Annotated in this window: 19 protein-coding genes and 1 pseudogene; 8 read left to right on the top strand and 12 right to left on the bottom strand. The window is 40.0% G+C overall.

Translation table 11 applies throughout. From position 1 onward, the window contains the following. Positions 1 to 263: 263 nt before the first annotated feature. The 6 genes and pseudogenes from DOT_RS09860 to DOT_RS31790 all read right to left on the bottom strand — a co-directional run bounded on the left by DOT_RS09860 (position 264) and on the right by DOT_RS31790 (position 2939). Positions 264 to 449 (bottom strand): hypothetical protein, encoded by a 186-nt coding sequence (locus DOT_RS09860; protein WP_009617772.1) that lies wholly within the window; start codon positions 447 to 449, stop codon positions 264 to 266. A gap of 590 nt (positions 450 to 1039) precedes the next feature. Continuing rightward, a complete protein-coding gene (locus tag DOT_RS09865) occupies positions 1040 to 1459 on the bottom strand; it encodes a hypothetical protein (protein ID WP_009617776.1) in 420 nt (139 codons plus the stop codon). 316 nt (positions 1460 to 1775) lie between these two features. Continuing rightward, on the bottom strand, positions 1776 to 2126 hold the full coding sequence (locus DOT_RS09870; RefSeq protein ID WP_348982142.1) for a topoisomerase DNA-binding C4 zinc finger domain-containing protein: 351 nt from the start codon (positions 2124 to 2126) through the stop codon (positions 1776 to 1778). After that, positions 2121 to 2222 (bottom strand): annotated as a pseudogene (locus DOT_RS32670) (hypothetical protein); the annotation flags it as partial. The gene DOT_RS09870 and the pseudogene DOT_RS32670, both read right to left, overlap by 6 nt. Positions 2223 to 2257: 35 nt before the next feature. Next, positions 2258 to 2437, bottom strand: a complete 180-nt coding sequence (locus DOT_RS09875; RefSeq protein ID WP_009617780.1) for a hypothetical protein — start codon at positions 2435 to 2437, stop codon at positions 2258 to 2260. A 148-nt stretch (positions 2438 to 2585) separates the two neighbouring features. Continuing rightward, a complete protein-coding gene (locus DOT_RS31790; RefSeq protein ID WP_009617784.1) occupies positions 2586 to 2939 on the bottom strand; it encodes a nucleoside triphosphate pyrophosphohydrolase in 354 nt (117 codons plus the stop codon). 195 nt (positions 2940 to 3134) lie between these two features. Here DOT_RS31790 and DOT_RS09885 point away from each other — a divergent pair, with 195 nt between their 5' ends. From DOT_RS09885 to DOT_RS09900, 4 genes are all read left to right on the top strand, one after another. Then, the gene (locus DOT_RS09885; protein WP_009617786.1) at positions 3135 to 3434 is read left to right on the top strand and encodes a DinB family protein; all 300 of its coding nucleotides are present in this window, start codon (positions 3135 to 3137) and stop codon (positions 3432 to 3434) included. 412 nt (positions 3435 to 3846) lie between these two features. Beyond that, on the top strand, positions 3847 to 4311 hold the full coding sequence (locus tag DOT_RS09890; RefSeq protein WP_009617789.1) for a DUF6530 family protein: 465 nt from the start codon (positions 3847 to 3849) through the stop codon (positions 4309 to 4311). 1 nt (position 4312) lies between these two features. Next, positions 4313 to 6349 carry an AAA family ATPase gene (locus DOT_RS09895; protein WP_009617790.1) on the top strand — a complete coding sequence of 679 codons (2037 nt, stop codon included), beginning with the start codon at positions 4313 to 4315 and terminating at the stop codon, positions 6347 to 6349. A gap of 36 nt (positions 6350 to 6385) precedes the next feature. Further along, positions 6386 to 6982, top strand: a complete 597-nt coding sequence (locus tag DOT_RS09900) for a helix-turn-helix domain-containing protein (protein ID WP_040411788.1) — start codon at positions 6386 to 6388, stop codon at positions 6980 to 6982. 143 nt (positions 6983 to 7125) lie between these two features. Here DOT_RS09900 and DOT_RS09905 read toward each other — a convergent pair whose 3' ends face one another. The 3 genes from DOT_RS09905 to DOT_RS09910 form a co-directional block, all read right to left on the bottom strand. Further along, complete coding sequence (locus DOT_RS09905; protein WP_009617796.1) at positions 7126 to 8223, bottom strand: MBL fold metallo-hydrolase; 1098 nt, start codon at positions 8221 to 8223, stop codon at positions 7126 to 7128. A 139-nt stretch (positions 8224 to 8362) separates the two neighbouring features. Then, complete coding sequence (locus tag DOT_RS28570; protein WP_139024182.1) at positions 8363 to 8626, bottom strand: EFR1 family ferrodoxin; 264 nt, start codon at positions 8624 to 8626, stop codon at positions 8363 to 8365. A 146-nt stretch (positions 8627 to 8772) separates the two neighbouring features. Then, positions 8773 to 9003 carry a metalloregulator ArsR/SmtB family transcription factor gene (locus DOT_RS09910; RefSeq protein ID WP_009617798.1) on the bottom strand — a complete coding sequence of 77 codons (231 nt, stop codon included), beginning with the start codon at positions 9001 to 9003 and terminating at the stop codon, positions 8773 to 8775. A gap of 308 nt (positions 9004 to 9311) precedes the next feature. Between DOT_RS09910 and DOT_RS31795 the strand changes: the two genes are divergently transcribed. Next, positions 9312 to 9449, top strand: a complete 138-nt coding sequence (locus tag DOT_RS31795; RefSeq protein ID WP_242833812.1) for a hypothetical protein — start codon at positions 9312 to 9314, stop codon at positions 9447 to 9449. 318 nt (positions 9450 to 9767) lie between these two features. Here DOT_RS31795 and DOT_RS09915 read toward each other — a convergent pair whose 3' ends face one another. The 3 genes from DOT_RS09915 to DOT_RS31800 all read right to left on the bottom strand — a co-directional run bounded on the left by DOT_RS09915 (position 9768) and on the right by DOT_RS31800 (position 12709). Beyond that, positions 9768 to 10517, bottom strand: a complete 750-nt coding sequence (locus DOT_RS09915) for an N-acetylmuramoyl-L-alanine amidase (protein ID WP_009617800.1) — start codon at positions 10515 to 10517, stop codon at positions 9768 to 9770. A gap of 614 nt (positions 10518 to 11131) precedes the next feature. Then, a complete protein-coding gene (locus DOT_RS09920) occupies positions 11132 to 12049 on the bottom strand; it encodes a DMT family transporter (RefSeq protein WP_040411789.1) in 918 nt (305 codons plus the stop codon). A gap of 117 nt (positions 12050 to 12166) precedes the next feature. Next, positions 12167 to 12709: an alpha/beta fold hydrolase gene (locus DOT_RS31800; RefSeq protein ID WP_083824057.1), complete on the bottom strand. Its 543-nt coding sequence runs from the start codon at positions 12707 to 12709 to the stop codon at positions 12167 to 12169. A 751-nt stretch (positions 12710 to 13460) separates the two neighbouring features. Between DOT_RS31800 and DOT_RS09935 the strand changes: the two genes are divergently transcribed. From DOT_RS09935 to DOT_RS09945, 3 genes are all read left to right on the top strand, one after another. Beyond that, on the top strand, positions 13461 to 14153 hold the full coding sequence (locus tag DOT_RS09935) for a class I SAM-dependent methyltransferase (RefSeq protein WP_009617812.1): 693 nt from the start codon (positions 13461 to 13463) through the stop codon (positions 14151 to 14153). 212 nt (positions 14154 to 14365) lie between these two features. Further along, complete coding sequence (locus tag DOT_RS09940) at positions 14366 to 15169, top strand: hypothetical protein (RefSeq protein ID WP_009617814.1); 804 nt, start codon at positions 14366 to 14368, stop codon at positions 15167 to 15169. A gap of 11 nt (positions 15170 to 15180) precedes the next feature. After that, the gene (locus DOT_RS09945) at positions 15181 to 16308 is read left to right on the top strand and encodes an ATP-binding protein (protein WP_009617816.1); all 1128 of its coding nucleotides are present in this window, start codon (positions 15181 to 15183) and stop codon (positions 16306 to 16308) included. The last annotated feature ends 5 nt before the right edge of the window (positions 16309 to 16313 follow it).

Here is a 16313-nt window from a genome sequence, read left to right on the forward strand (position 1 = left end):
GGATCCGAACTCCCGGCAGGTACAAAAGGATCGGTGCGCAAAGTCCAAAGAAGTATAAGCACACAAACAACACAGGCAACGCCGATCAGCAAAAGTCTCTTTCTGTTTATGAACAGTTTCGATATGCTGAGCATACACACTTTCCTTTCTTTCATCCCCGCTCACTAGCCAAATCATTTTGCCACGGGTTAGAAAATATATCCAACCCTATATTATCACGATATGATCCTGCAGGAAATATGTGGTTCATGCGCATACCGGATCTAACCTATATTCAAAGTCAGCCCTGTTTTACTCGTATGCAATGAGGCAGGTTTCCTCGGTTCATCTGATTTCTTAATATCATACACCAGCTCGTTGGCACCAAAGTAAAATACCACGGTTGACCCGTCCTTGAACACATAACCGTCGCCATACAGCCCCGATAAGGTAAAATCAGGTTTACCCATGATGTTTAAGACTTCCTGTCAATTGAGGTTTCTAACTTTAATTTTCATAGCATTACCCCCCTCAAGCAGCGGTAGCCCTATGATGACCATCTAATAATGCTGAGAAAGAACCATCCATGTAAAATGCTAAACCAGTCATTGATATACCAGCTTTTATTTATTCTCTGTAATGATTCATTTGGTCTATATTAAATCTATTTACAGGTTGGGTAGGGTATAAAAAGTTAGGCCATCCAGTTCCTACAGGGAAGTTATAATAAATGTCTGCCGTTGCCTTAAAATACTTATTGTCATTACAGGTCCAAAAGAAATTCCCTTCTCCATCTGTAGGTGACATTTCAATTCTCGAAATCATATAAAGGCCATTCTCTAATAAGGCTAGAATCGGATTAAGCTTATCAAAAGCTTCATTTATATCACTTTGAACTTGTTGACTTTATTTAATTGGTCAGGCTCTCTGAACCACAAAAGACAAGTCTAATATAATAACCCCATTATTAAAGCCGTATTATGCTTTGTACGAAAAAGCCCGACACCATACGGCGGCGGGCAATTGTTAACGCAACAAATATAGTTCCTAATAGGTTAGGTTAGGTTGCATCGTAAATTTGTCTTACTGAATTTATTATTTGTTCATTTCTTGCTATATAATCCACTTTCTTTTGTCCTATAAGTCTGGAAACCCTTATCTCATTACCATTAACGGCAAAATTCAATGTTGTTCCGTCATTAAAAGCAAATAATACAACGGTATTATAACTAACATCAAGATTACGAACTCTTTCCATTTTTGAACCATTGAACTCTTTAACCAATAAACTCCAGTCCTTAGACGGAATAACTCTGTCATTTCCGTTTATATCAATCCGAATATCCTTAATATCGCTTTGATTAACGGCTATATGGTAGTTTGGTAGATAAAAATATCTGCTGAAAATAAATCCTCCTCCAATAACGAGGATTGCGATGATAATAACAGTCAACATAATGTGAGATTGTTTTTTATTCATTTATCAAAACCCCCAACAAGTTTGATATTATCATTCTTTACCCAACTCTCCTCCATAATAAACTCCTGATATTTAAGACTCAAAGCATAACACACTCCACCACTTCTACCCGTTTAAGTAATAATATACCTATATTGTGTTTCTACAACAATCACTAAAATCCTTCTATACCAAAATAATTGCCACCTCATTATCCTTATTTCGCATTGGTACTACTTTTTATGCCTTTACCTAGATTGGTTATGACTTCCAATTATCGGCTATTATCAACACTTGTATTAGTGACTCCACTTTCACCGAAATCAAGATTCATTGCCTAGTTAGTAATTGTAAACTTACACTTCGGATAATTTTTACACCCTTTAAAATCTCCATATTTACCCTTTCTGGTAATTAACTCCCCACCACATTTAGGACAACTATTAGCGCTTACTTGGTTCGCCGCTTCAGCTTTCTTTTTATGTATTCCTTCGACATGTTGAGTTCTGGATTCCTTATCTCTTACATTTAGAGCTAGTAATTTCGAATATATCTCTTCCTTTTGCTGCTCAGTAATGGTTTCCGCTGAAAACTCTTTAATCGTTTTAAGCAATTTTACTGAATATATAACCCTGGCATTTGTCTTAACCTTTAAATCAGCATCTATTGCAAAGACAATAATCGGCACGTAATTCAACTCTGAGTATTCTTGCAAATTCTGCTTCAGAGCCTGAATATGCCCATAGTTTTGTCTTAACGGATTAAAGAACTTAAGCCCATAATCGTCTTCGAAACCCTTATCTTCTTCTGAAGAACGACTTAAAGAACTCTTGTCTGAGCAAAATCAATAGAGCGTCTATTGCCATAAATATCTGTGACCGGATACTGAAGAAACAGATACTCCGCTTGATCCGGACCAAAGGTATCACAGAACAGCTCGACAAAGAGATCTTCGGCGATACTACCCAGGCTTCCCTTCTGCTTGATCTTTTCTGTCAATGTGATTCAACCCCTCAATCGTCGCTAACTTCTTTCAGCAGGAGCTTATCCCGGAAAGCGCCTCTCTCCTCGACCTTTTGCTTTCTGATACCCTCGAATTCCTGCCGGAAAACCTCTTTATGATCCAAGATGGCGTAGACCACTTCAACTAAATCTGCAGCTCTTCAACGCTATAGCTGTCCAGATACTCCTGAAGCTCTTCACCTAACTTGGCGTTTAATAAGTCCAGGTACTCTTGGCTGGAAACTTTTTCTATAATGGCTTTCTTGTCGCTATCCTCGATGATCTGGGGGATTCTATCGCGAATCAATTTATTGTAGATTTTTACACTGCCTGATCTTGCGTCATAAGCTCCGTTCCCGTCTATTATTGGAATAGCAATGAATCCATCCCTATCATCACCAAAAACCTTCCCGTCATGATTGGCGAGCCAATAGGCGGCATAAGCACATAAAAAAGCATCCAGCCTGTCCTCAAGGTTTTCAAACTCCTTCTTTGACATAGCCTGAATGCTCGATGAATGATTAAAAAATTTCAAAACTTTGCAAAGGGACGCCAGTCAGTCTTAAAATCTGATTGGCACCCTCTGCTAATTTCAAGCTGTTTGATCAGACACGTATTATTAAATGCGTCAGCAACTTAATATATTGAAAAGGAAAAAGTCCGACCATAAAATCGAACACTGATACTCCTATCGATGCTCATTGCAGTTCCAACTTCGGCAAAAGAGATTGCTGAAACCTTTAGACGGGTAAGTGTTCAAGCGGCTAAAGTTATTGAACAACAGTGGACAGATAAGTCTTTGAGCCAAGTACAGAATGCATTTGGAAGAGATGAATCAAATATTCAAATTTTGATCGGGCTAATTAAACACATTTTTCATCATCGCGGACAAGCTACAATTCTTATACGCCAAGCAGGGCTAAAACCTTTTGGTGTTTATGGACCACCAAAGGAAGACTGGATTCATTTAGGCGTAGAGAAACCACCGCAATAAAAAAAGTATGGACCGAGGATCAACTAAGAATGTATAACCCAACTAAATAGGAAATAGGAAACTACCTTAATTCGCAGGATTATCTAAAATGCCGTCCAACTAATGGACGGCATTTGTACTGATGGGTTATAAGAACAAAGGGAAGTAGTTATTGCAATTACTATGATTCTGACCAACACAAATAAGTGACATAGGTTTTATCTTTTTAATTAGTTTTTTATAGAGTGTAGACTCTACGGAGCGTGGATTGTTTTCATTATATACAACTTATACAATGAAGCCGAGGTGAACAATGTGGATATCAAAAGAAAGAAGCAACTTCTTGAAGAATATAAAACGATCACACCGCAGAACTGGAAGCGCTACGAGAGTGGTGTCTGGTACAGGACAAACAAGCAAGGAGGATTTGGAAATGAACAAGGATATTGTAATGATTGCCGATCAGTATGACCGCATCGATGGGAGAAACGCCTATAAGTCAGATATCAAACGGTTGACACTGGGCGCACCGACATTGGACGTCAACAAGAATATACAAATTGCAGTGCAAATCTGGAAAGAAGCAGCGAACGGCGAATTAGAACTCAGCGTTGAGCTGCCCATTTATCAGGTGCTTGATCTGATGATTTTTCTAAGCCGTACCCTGCTGTACTTTCGTGAAGCCTATCGGCTGCCGCTGTTATATGACCCGGAGAAGCCGACAGTGGAACGGGTTGGTGTGCAGGGCGGCGTTATGCCAATCGCTGTCTGCACCGAGAATCCGAATATCAACGAAGACATTCAAAAGTTCTCACAGGCGTTAAGCAATTTGGGAGAGCTGACTGGCGAACGGCTGCGCGTGCTGTCCCGTATATTTGAGGAAATGGAGTATTGTTAAAATGGAAAATCAATGGCTTCTGTCCCCTGATAGACAGTTGACAGAAGTAGAAAAATCTCTTGTCTGGCAAAAGCCTGTCACCCACATTGAAAGTGAAGCTGAACACCGCATTTGTGCAGAAGTAAAGCGCAATTGGACGCGCGGTGAAATGAAAATTACAAATATCCTTTTAGAGGGAGATGCCGGTTCCGGCAAGACACAGCTTGCAAAAGCCCTCTCCGCTGACTTTGGACTGCCCTATACTAAGGTGACCTGTTTTGCGGACATGGACAAATCCGACGTATTAGGTTCTATCCTGCCGGTGCTGCCGGAGGATAAAAACAATTCTAAAGGCGTAACTTACAAATATTATCCCTCAGAAATTGTGCGAGCTTATGAAAACGGTTGGTTGCTGGAAATTCAGGAGCCTACAGTAATTCGTGACGCAGCTGTGCTGATGGCACTAAACTCGGCGTTGGAGCCGGACGGCAGCATTAATCTGCCTACCCGGATTGTGCATCGTCATCCTGATTTTATTGCTGTTATTACCACAAATCGGGGCTACAATGGCTGCCGCCCGTTGAACGAGGCCCTGCGTGACCGTGTGCAACACAGTGAAAAGATGGAGCTGCCCCCCATCGAAGTTATGACGACACGAGCGGCGGCTAAAACCGGCTGTACCGATGAAGAATTACTGTTGACTTTTGCTCGTGTCATTGTTTTATTGGATCAAACCGCCAAGGTAAACGCCATCGAGGGTGTTGCAGGTATGCGTTCATATTTTTTCTGGGTAGACGCTGTCCATCATGGTTTAGGGAAGGTGGACGCTCTATATCACAAAGTTATTTATAAAATCACTACCGACCCCGATGAAATCGTTATTCTGGAACAAGCCTTATCAAAGCAGGGGTTGTTGTCAGAACTGGAACAGATAACGGAACTGCAAATTAAAACCAACGGCCAGGTTATGGAAATCCATACGGAAGGAACTATGGAGACAGAGTTCTCTAACACTGTTCAGGAAGACATCCCGGCGGTAGCCCTGCGAAAGTCACCTGACAGCGAAGGCCATTCCAATGACGATGCGGAAAACGCAGCCGATACGCAAAGCTCAGATAACAGCGAGAACGGAGACCCCATATATCACGAGTTGCAACAAAAAACCAATGTTGAATTGGAGCAGCAAAGGCGAGATTTTCGCAAACATCTGAACCGGCAAGCGCGGGAAATAGTAAAGGGTTCTTCCCATGAGAAAGTCAATCTGATTGTTCACAGACCGGAAGCAACCCTTGCCCATCACCGTGAATATCATCAGATTGCATCGACGTTAATGCCCATAATCCGGGAGTTGGTACGAAAAACTGTTCCGCTGTTGGAACACGAAGTATCCACGGAGTTTGCGAAATCCCGTCTTTACGGGACAAAATTCCATGCCGAAAAGCTGGCTTCTCCTGATTTTCACTACTATTCCCAGAAATGTCCGCCGGATGAAGAACCTTCTCTTGCGGTGGCACTACGAATTGACGAATCGGCCTCTATGAGCGCCTTTGGGCGGTTGGATGCTGCAAAACAGGCTGCGGTTGCTGTTTATGAATTTTGTGAAAACTGCAAAATACCAATACTGATTTACGGAGATACTGCAGACCGCTCATCAATGGAGCAGATGTCGCTTTACTCCTATATCGACAACGAAAATCCAGCCCTGAACGACAAGTATTGCCTTATGGCGATACAAGGACACAGCAACAACCGGGATGGCATGGCGCTGCGAATCCTGGCAGAAAAACTAATGAAAGCACCGCAAAAGACGAAGCTGCTCATCAGCATTAGCGACGGTCAGCCAAAAGCTATGCCGGACTATACCGGTGAGACCGCCATAACTGATATGAAAGAAGTGATACAGGAATATAGGCGCAAAGGGATATTATTTCTAGCTGCTGCCATAGGGCAGGATAAAGAGACTATTTGTGATATTTACGGACAGGAACGCTTTTTGGATATCACCGATTTACGGCAGCTTCCGGCACGGCTGGTTCAAGTCATTGCTAAATATCTATAGCATAGACTAACTCTTAACATACTGGAGGTTATTAATGTGGATTGCGCCAAGGTTGGGCGTTTAATTTTTCAACTGCGAAAAGAAAAGGGCCTGACACAGCAACAGGTTGCAGATTTACTGAATATCAGCAATAAGACCATATCCAAATGGGAGTGCGGTTTGGGTTGTCCCGATGTTACGCTCTGGTCTGAGCTTTCAACAGTACTAGGGGCAGATATTCAAAATATGCTGGAGGGTAAACTTGATCCCAACCTGCCTGATGTGGGAAAGATTTATAAAACTCAATTTTATGTATGCCCCGCCTGCGGAAATATTCTGACAAGTACTGGGAACGCCTCCATTACATGCTGTGGGCGAAAACTACGGCCGCTAAAGCCAGGGCCCTACACAACAGAACATGAAATGACAGTGGCAGAAATGGATATAGACTACTATGTTTCTATTCGTCATATTATGACGAAAGACCACTATATCACTTTTGTGGCGTATGTGCTTTACGACAGAGTGCTTCTAATCCGATTGTATCCTGAGCAAAGTGCAGAAGCCCGGATACCTATGACGATGAAGGGTGGAGATTTATATTTGTATTGTACGAAGCATGGTCTGCAAAAAAATTCTAATCTTTTCAACTAACAACTGTGTACTATTGGGGCAGCGAAAAATATAATTCCTGTATCTTAGTTCCGCACACGTAAGCATCCTCTTCTGATTTGAGAAGAGGATGCTTTGTCCGTCCGCTCTCTCTGGAGTTGCCGTCTGTCCAAGGAACACGTTCATTATCTCCACCAAATAGAGTTAGGGTACTCCACCGAGCCTATCAGCACTTTTTCCCCAATTTTGGGTGTTGAAATGCATAGGTTGCGTTTTCTCGCTGCCTTAGTTACCCGTTCAATGGGATCTGTCCAATCATGTAAGGCTAACGTAAAGGCTGACCAATGTATGGGGATCAGAATTTTTCCATTTACATCAAAATGAGCCTGAACTGTTTCCTCTGGCATCATATGAATAGCCGACCATCGTTCATCATATTGACCGCATTCAATGAGAGTTAAATCAAAAGGTCCGTACTTTTCTCCTATCTTTGCAAAATGAGGACCATAACCAGTATCTCCACTGAAATAAACCCGTGATTCTTGCCCTACGATCGCCCAAGAACTCCACAGTGTGGTGTCTCGATCGGACACACGCCTTCCTGAAAAGTGCCTAGCAGGGGTGCAAACAAATGTCAAAGCATCAAGTTTAAATTCATCCCACCAGTCGAACTCTTTAATTTTCTCTGCTTTGACACCCCATCTTGCCAAATGACCTCCAACACCAAGGGGAACATAGAACTGACTGACTTTGTCTTTCAGTTTCTTTATTGACTGATAATCCAAATGGTCATAATGATCGTGAGACAGAATGACAACATCGATGGGAGGCAGCTCCTCGAGTTCGATGGGTAATATCCGGCTATAGCGTTTACTCCCGAGCAAAGAAAACGGAGAAGGAGTCTGAGAAAACATTGGGTCTAATAATAATAGTTTCCCGTCCATCTCCAACAATGAAGTCGAGTGACCAAACCATGTTACTTTTGTATAATTATCTGGCATAATGACTGAATTTGAAGGCTCCACAGGAATTGCCCTCTTTGGCTTACCGTTGGGATTACCTTTCATAAAATCTCTCAAAATACCTACCATAGTCGTTATTCGAGTATCCATTACCGTTGGGATCTGATTGATAAACTTTCCCCTGGCAAAATTTTCAGATTGACTTAAGGCGTTACCTTTCTCCTGAGATACTTTTCCACCAAAGACTGGATGATATTTCAGGAATAGAAAACCAGCCAGGAGAATCCCGATAACCAAACTAAACATAACCCTCAGAATCATGATTCATTACCTCACTTCTTTCCTGGATTAGACTGCCATCTACTATTTTTCCATTTTCCACATCTTCTGAGTTTCGATAATTATCAAATTAACGATACCAAATTTTGGATCCTTTGTGAGATAAATAACCAACAATTATTTAATCATTTGCTGTAACAATTTCTTTTAACGTTACATTTTCATTCATAAAACGTGCATTCGGATTACTTTCTTTCCTTAATCGGATCGCCTTTTGCGGACAAAGATTTATACAGGAAAGACAAAATTCACACTTCCCCCCATATACTGGTTTGAACTCATCGAGTTTTATATTGTCACGAGGGCAAACCTTTACACACGTTCCACAATGATTACAGTCAATACCAACTAAAAATTCTTTATCTGTATTAAAGTTTGGCTTTATTTTGTAGAAGTATTGAACGGCTTACGCTTTAATGGTTTTACAACTATCGAATTATAAGCCGAATTTTAACCTTGTGATAATTCATTTACGCTGTATTGATAACAACTTGCTAACTTCCTCAATCAATTCTTGATTCACTCTGCAGATTAAGAATTTTCCTTTTTTTCTGTACTAATCAAATCAGCATTCACCAATTCTTTGATATGATGTGAAATAGTAGGAGCACCGATATTCAAAGAACTGATGATATCTGTAACAAAACATTCACTGTTGGTTTGAAAACTAGATTCATGCATATTGGCGATTTTAAAATATAATTCTAGTCTATTTGGATTGGATAGTGCCTTGAATATCTTTGCCGCTTTTTTCGTGTCCATATTCCAACTCCGAACTCATCAGATTAAGATTCGAAAACTATCGAATTGATTGTAACTGGTTTAAATGATCCTGTCAATATCTAACGAGACATCACAGGCATTTTCTCCTTCATATAAACCCGTCGGACTATCCCACCACCTGGTGTTTCCTTGGATAATATTAGTTATGTTACAGACATTAGCAGTGGTTTACTTCGAAAGTAAACATTATAAATGCTATGCCACACATTGTTCAACAATTGAGCGGTTTGAATCTACTTAGTTAGGTTTTCGCAATTTATCTGCTTACATCCTCTATAACCACACCGATTTATGGACATCTTGCGGACCTATTCGGAAGGAGGTCCGTTTTCATCTTCGGTATCCTGCTTTTTGTCGTCGGTTCTATGGAGTCCGGAATGGCACAGACAATGTATCAGTGGATTTCAAGGCCTAGGCGCTCATAAACTAGAAATAGGTCAGTAGAGTTAGACTGTTAAACCTATTTCTAGTTGTAAATTTTCTCTTACCCTGTGTCTGTCATTTGGTGAAGATAGTTTGCAAAAAATAATCGAACTCAAGAAAATATACAATTTAGATTTAAATGCAGACGCAGGTCACCAATCTAGTTGAGGAAAACGAAAAATAGCATTAGGTTAACAACTAAGTCCATAATAAGCGATGACTCTCTGAATACTCACATTCAGAGAGTCATTTACATAGTGATGATTGAGTACTCATGCCGTCCAAGACTGAATTGTTTTGTTTATAGGAAAAAATTATTTTTACCCTAAGTATTTTGCCACCGCAGCAGCGGTTTGGTACTTATCCTTACCACTCAGCAGCACTTCGTTGGGATGTTTCGCTGTCGGCCCTCCAACGACAATCAATTTTTCAGCATTATAAGCTTCTGCTGGCACTGAAAGATCAGTTGGTCTCACGAAAATAGCACAGTTTCCATTCTTAACAACTACATCATACCCGCTCCAGAAATCATCCTTAGTGAACAATAAAACAGCTACTTTTAACACATTGTCTCCTCCTAACAAATCCTTAAACAGGCGATCCCAAGGAAATCCTGTTCCCGGACATCTTGATTTATTAACAGAATCAATCCGGTAATGCCCGATGATAGTATCCCTTGTAACCGTAATCCCCAAGGTTGCAATTAACCACCGATGTAAAGCAATTGTGGCCTGGTACTGCGCTTCAGACATAACTTCTCCACTTTTTCCTTCATGTTCAATTGAAACCGTATAATAATTCGGGTTCACTCCCGGAATAAGCAAAGGCCAATTTGGTTTATCGACCTTTCCATTAGCCCAAGCATGGTTTTTAAGATCGACATACTGATGCATTTCACCGTTCTTTCCCACTCCGAAATGGGAACTAACCTTACTCGACGGATTGCCAAACCATGAGTCGGTCCCTACTAATGTACCTTCCATGATGTGATTCACAATTGCAATGGTTTTGTAACCCCTCGGGCTACTATAGTTTGGCGACCCAATCCACTTAATCGTTGGTTTATCCATATCGATGCTCCTTTCCAGTCATACTATGAACACACCCTTGAGGAAGTCACTTATTAAGCATTACCACCGTGTCAGCCCTACAATCACCCCTGAAATAATAAACAGCTGTCTACCGCACTTGGCCTTTTATTTGTTTAAAAGAGCATAAAGAAGGTTTTGTCTTATCAGTGCCACACTGGTATTTTAAAACCGCTGCACTTACGCAGCTCTAATGTGTCACCAAATAAACAACTCAACCTGTGGCGGATATCATAAGGCCTGAGATCGTAAGCGCCACCAACCAAGTTGGTCTACCTCGAGCAGCTTGCAGGACTTGATCAAGTTTCGTCTCAAGGCGGTCGAACTTTTTCCCCACATCAATCTATAACGAGTTCAGCCTGCATTCTTGGGCTTCATCTTGGGTTTCTAATACGGCTTTTCGTGTTTTTAGATCAGCTACTTCTTATTCACTCAAGTGATTCAACTGCTTTCTGGCAATAAAAAAAGCGCCTAACTGCACATTTTTGCTCATTTAAACTATTTTGATGTCTCATTGACCAAAGTCTTTCTAAAAAAGCTTTCGCAAAATATAAACTTCCCAGGTAGAGTTCTATTTAGAACTCTACCTGGGAAGTTTATATTTTGTATGATTCTAAAAGAATGACCTTCTTTTTGGAAATACTCCCAATCACAATACCCAACGTAGTGAGGATAAGTGCTAAGAAATGGATCCCGGCAATTTTCTCATTTAAAAAGACTACACCACCGAACATGCTTGCAAAAGGCATACCGTTTAAAAACATAGCTGTTCTGTTGGCCCCCAACTGTTTAATCCCGTCATTCCATCCCAATGTACCTAATGCTGTAGCTCCCCAGGCTGATAATAATAAGACAAGTACAGCTGTTGACGATAAATGAATCTGTCCATAAACCGAAGGTCCAAAGGAAACCAGCGTCCCCAAATTTAACAATATTCCTCCTATTAAGGTAGAATAGGCAGTCACTACTAAAGTTGGAATCGGCGTTTCCAACAGTTTTTTGATAAGCAAACCCCCAATGACATACGTCAACATGGCTAATAACATAATGACATCTCCGATTAACGAAAATTCAACAGTGCCAGATTTTGAGAATACTACCAAAACAACCCCTGCAAATCCCAATAGTATTCCGAACCCTAAATTCCTAGTGAATTTTTCCTCGACAAATATAGAGGCTAGAAGCGCCGTTGTCAGAGGATTTAGGGCTAGGATAAGGGAAGCATTTGCAGATGACGTCACAGAAACCCCATATCCCAAAAGCAACTGATGCAGGCAAACAGAGATTAATCCTATACAAAAAAGCAATCTCCATTGTTTCTTACTGGGATTGTACAACCCATATTTTTTTAAAACGAAAAATAACAAAACAATTCCTGCAAGAGGCATTCGGATTGCAGCTACCAAGATCGGGGACATATTCTGGGTTAGAAATTTAATCATTACAACATTCAAACCCCATGATAGAACAACTAACACTAATATCAGATAAGTTAGCTTTTTTCCTGTTGGCATTGTGATTATCTCCATTTCTGCAATACTACTATAATAACACTTGTTAGTTTGGATAGCTCTATTAAGTTGATTCTCCTTCTGCCTATACCGCTGAAAAATGCTGATAAGTTGAAATTGTCAATGCGGACAGACCGAACTGTTGACCACATCACTAAGGTAATCTCCTCGATGTTTCAGTTTTGTTCTTTGAACTTCTAATCGCGTATTGGCAAGCAATTCATTAATACAAGTCTGCGAACCACCGACATAGGTCCATCTGAAATCAATCTCAGTCGCTACACACCAGGTACGGTCATCCGGCCACCACAAACTAGGATAGAGAGGCAAACCATTTTGCTCGATAAACACACCTTTGACAATCTTATCTAATGGCGCACTCAATAAATAATAGTTCCGATCTGGTAATTGAATCACAGCCAACAGCTTTTCAATCACAATAGATAGATTCTCGAAGGTGTATTGATATTCCTTCATTGTAGGCATGCTGCTATGACCGAATCCAGGGTAGTCCGGAGCGATGACGTGAAAACAGTCTGTCAGCAGGGGAATTAAATCCCTGAACATATGAGAGGAGCTTGGAAATCCATGAAGCAGGATAATGGTTGGATTATTCGGAGAACCTGCTTCACGATAAAATATAGTCAATCCCTGGATTTTCATCTTTTTATATAAAATCACCACTTCAGCTCCTTTTCCGTGAATTAACTAAAATCCCACTCTTAGCAAGAATACGGAAATAAAACGCCTTTGAGAACTTAACTGTAAAACAGGAAATCGTCAGCGCAGTTCAGTTGACTAAGTTGTTATATATGGATATCGTCAACATTCCCGACAAAACCCACGCTAAGATAAAAATGAGTTAACTACAATTTTTACATATGCAGCGAGTAAAATTAACTGATTGAGATTTATACTTTTCTTCGAGTATGGGACCCAACACCAGAAATAGTACCATATTGTTGGTGTAATGCCTCCAATATTCCCCACTGCTATCATGACCAAATGCGGCTAGGGGTTGTCCACCAATTTAGGTAACGCCATTCAAACAACTTGGCCGGCGCCCGAAGACAATTCTTCCCATTTATTAATCTCCGGCGCAGGCAGCCGCGATAGTTTTAAAAAGAAGTGGCGCCGCTTGGCCGCCACTTCTCGCCTATCTCCTATTTTTCCGATTTTTACGTTCGTTCATGATATTATAGTCTAAATCCATCTCTCTAAGCTTTTTACTGATCACTGCTCTTTTGTCCGAGTTATTGCTGCCGGCCAACTGTTCCGTAATTCCCCCATGTCCTTTAACATGAAGCAAATTCCTGCCTATATTATCGGACTTAAAGGAAAGCAGAAGAAGGAATTAAAAAGCAAAAAGTAGAACGTTACAAAATAGGAAATAGGAACACGAGGGTGATTGCAAATGAAGGTAGCAATTTTTGATCACGTTGCTGAAGGTTATGATGCCTGGTACGACACTGAGCTTGGATCAGTATCTGATCAAGTTGAACGTCACCTGGCCCAGTCCATGTTTAAGGCACCGGGGCCAAAGGTTCTGGAAATCGGCTGTGGTACCGGACAATATACCGGCTGGCTTGTGAAAGAGGGGTATGAGGTCACTGCTGTCGATATTTCCATTGAGATGATGGCTCTGGCCCAAAAGAAAATAGCGGTGATTGAGGAAAACACCGACCATGCTAAGCCTGTTCACTGGTGGCATGCCGATATTACAGAAATTTTTGACCAACTTGAAACCTATGATGGGATTTTTTCCGTGACCGCCTTTGAATTCATACCTGAACCAGAAAACGTCTTGAAAATACTTTTTAGTCATTTAAAACCCGGAGGCTGTCTGATGATCGGACTTATCGCCGGCAGGAGTGCCTGGAGTGAATACTATGCAGAGGCTGCTTGTAACAACCCCACATCGGTCTTCGCCCGTGCTGCTCTTTATACCAAAGAGGAAATATGCTCCTGGCAAATCGGGGTATCTGTGGAAATTGGAGAATGTCTTTTCTTCCCACCGAATGTTCAAACAACAACTGAGGCCCTTTCTCTCGAGGTAAAAAGAAAAGGAAATCCTGGGTTTGTGGTAGCCAAATGGGTCAGAGTTTAAGGAAATTGCTGAGTTAAGTTTTAGAAAATACAATAAGGAAGTCCAGATCTTGGACTTCCTTATTGTTTCAATTGTTAAGTATTAATTGGTGGAGATGTGCATATATAGACCCTCTTTTTACACAGTGCTATAATCATGCTATTCGGATTAACTTTAAAATCAAATTAATGATACCAAGTAATACAAAATAATAACAGAAGGAAAGTAACGTTATGGAAAAGTTAAAGCTTCTGGCAATGATAAAGAATAATCCCAATGCTATAATCTATATAAATAATCCTACCGATGAGATGAAGTTATTGGCTGTTAAAAACAATGGACTTACCTTGAAATATATAGAAGATCCAACTCGAGAGATGCAGAAATTAGCTATAAACAACAATGGACGAGCGATTCAATTCGTAAATAACCCTACCGAAGATATGATGATCAAAGCGATTAATGATAGCTGGGTTAACTTAGAGTATATTAAAAATCCAAAGGATCAGTTAATAAAGTTAGCACTAAATCAAGCCGGCTGGGCTATTAAATATGTTAAGAATCCAAGTGAGAAATTGCAATTATTAGCTGTAAGAAAAAATTACGATTCTATAAAATTTATCAAAGAACCTTGTGAACGTGCGCAAGAAGAGGCTGTGAAAATCAATTATAATGCTTTAAGATATATAAATTCTCCTACCCATAATGCAGAACTTATAGCTATCCAGAATAATGAGAGGGCTATTACCTTTATCAATGATTTAGATAAAAATAAAATGTTAGAATTTTTAAAAGCCAACATTTTAGTGATTAATTATCTTCTGAAAGAGCTATCTAAAGATGAATTAGGACAAGTCTTAAAGGAATCATTATCCAACGAAGATATTGAAGAAAAATATGTTAGAGATTTTTTGAATTGTAGTTGTATAGATAAAGATAGTGACATTATGCCCATCGACAAGATCATGTTTATTTATCAATATGGAAGTAAAAAGGCGAAGAAAATAGCTGTCGATGAAAAGCTGAAGATGCTATAGGAGTGAAATTCATGAATTTTGTAGACACATTAAAAAGTGTTGACTTAGTACTAGCGACTGGAGAAGTACCTTTAATCGTTGGGGAAAGCGGGATTGGCAAAACGGCTTTAGCCAAGGAGATTGCTCAAGAAAATAATTGGAGTTTAATCGTTATTAACGGAAATCTCCTTAAAGAAGGTGAAATCGGGGGGCTACCGACGATAGAACCTTATGCAGGATTTAATGATCAAGAAGATCCGATTGAAAAAAAAGCGACAGTCTATGCCGTTCATCATAAGCTAAAGGAAATTGATGAAGAAATATCTCAAGGGAAAACAGTTCTTTTATTTATCGACGAGATCAATCGTTGTGAACATACAGTACAACAGGAATTAATGAATCTAATCTTAAATAGAGAAATTAATGGCTATAAGTTGCCTGGAGATGTAAAAATATTAGCAGCTATGAATCCTTCCAGTAAATATGGTTCGGATTTCGATTACCAAGTTGTCGATATGGATGCAGCGCAAGAAAATAGATTTGTTTGGCTATACATGGAGCCCGATTATAATCAGTGGATAGATTGGGCCATAGAGGCTGGAATTGAGCCAAAGGTTGTCGAATTTATCTCCACCTTCCCGGAATATTTGCATAAGATCAACGAAGACGATCTAAGAGCAACGCCCAGAAGCTATGAGAGAATTTCCAGCAGTTATAAAATTTATAAGAAGCAAAAAGATTCAATACCCAGATCCGTGTTTTTAAATGTTATCAAAGGAAATGTCGGGAGAGTAATAGCCGAAGAGTTTGTGAGCTTTGTCGAATCCGATTATCGTTCACCCATATCTTATGCAGATGTTTTTTCAGGGAATTCTCTTCCTGAATCGGTCATGGAAAAAGTCAGAAACGAAAGCCATACCAGACTTTATCTATCCGCCAAGAATATTCTCAAAAACTTAGAATCAAATCTATTAAATGATCGAGATGATTCAAGTTTTTATATCAAAAGGCTGATTGAGTTTTTAAATCTATATCCTGTCGATTTAAAGATAGGAATAATGAAGGATATTAAAAACAGTTATTCTGAAGTATATAAACATTCCATAGAAAATGAAGCGTTTATCGAATCGTATTTTGAATCTTATAGTTTAATAAGGTGATAATC

This window comes from Desulfosporosinus sp. OT (assembly GCF_000224515.1).
Lineage (GTDB): Bacteria > Bacillota > Desulfitobacteriia > Desulfitobacteriales > Desulfitobacteriaceae > Desulfosporosinus.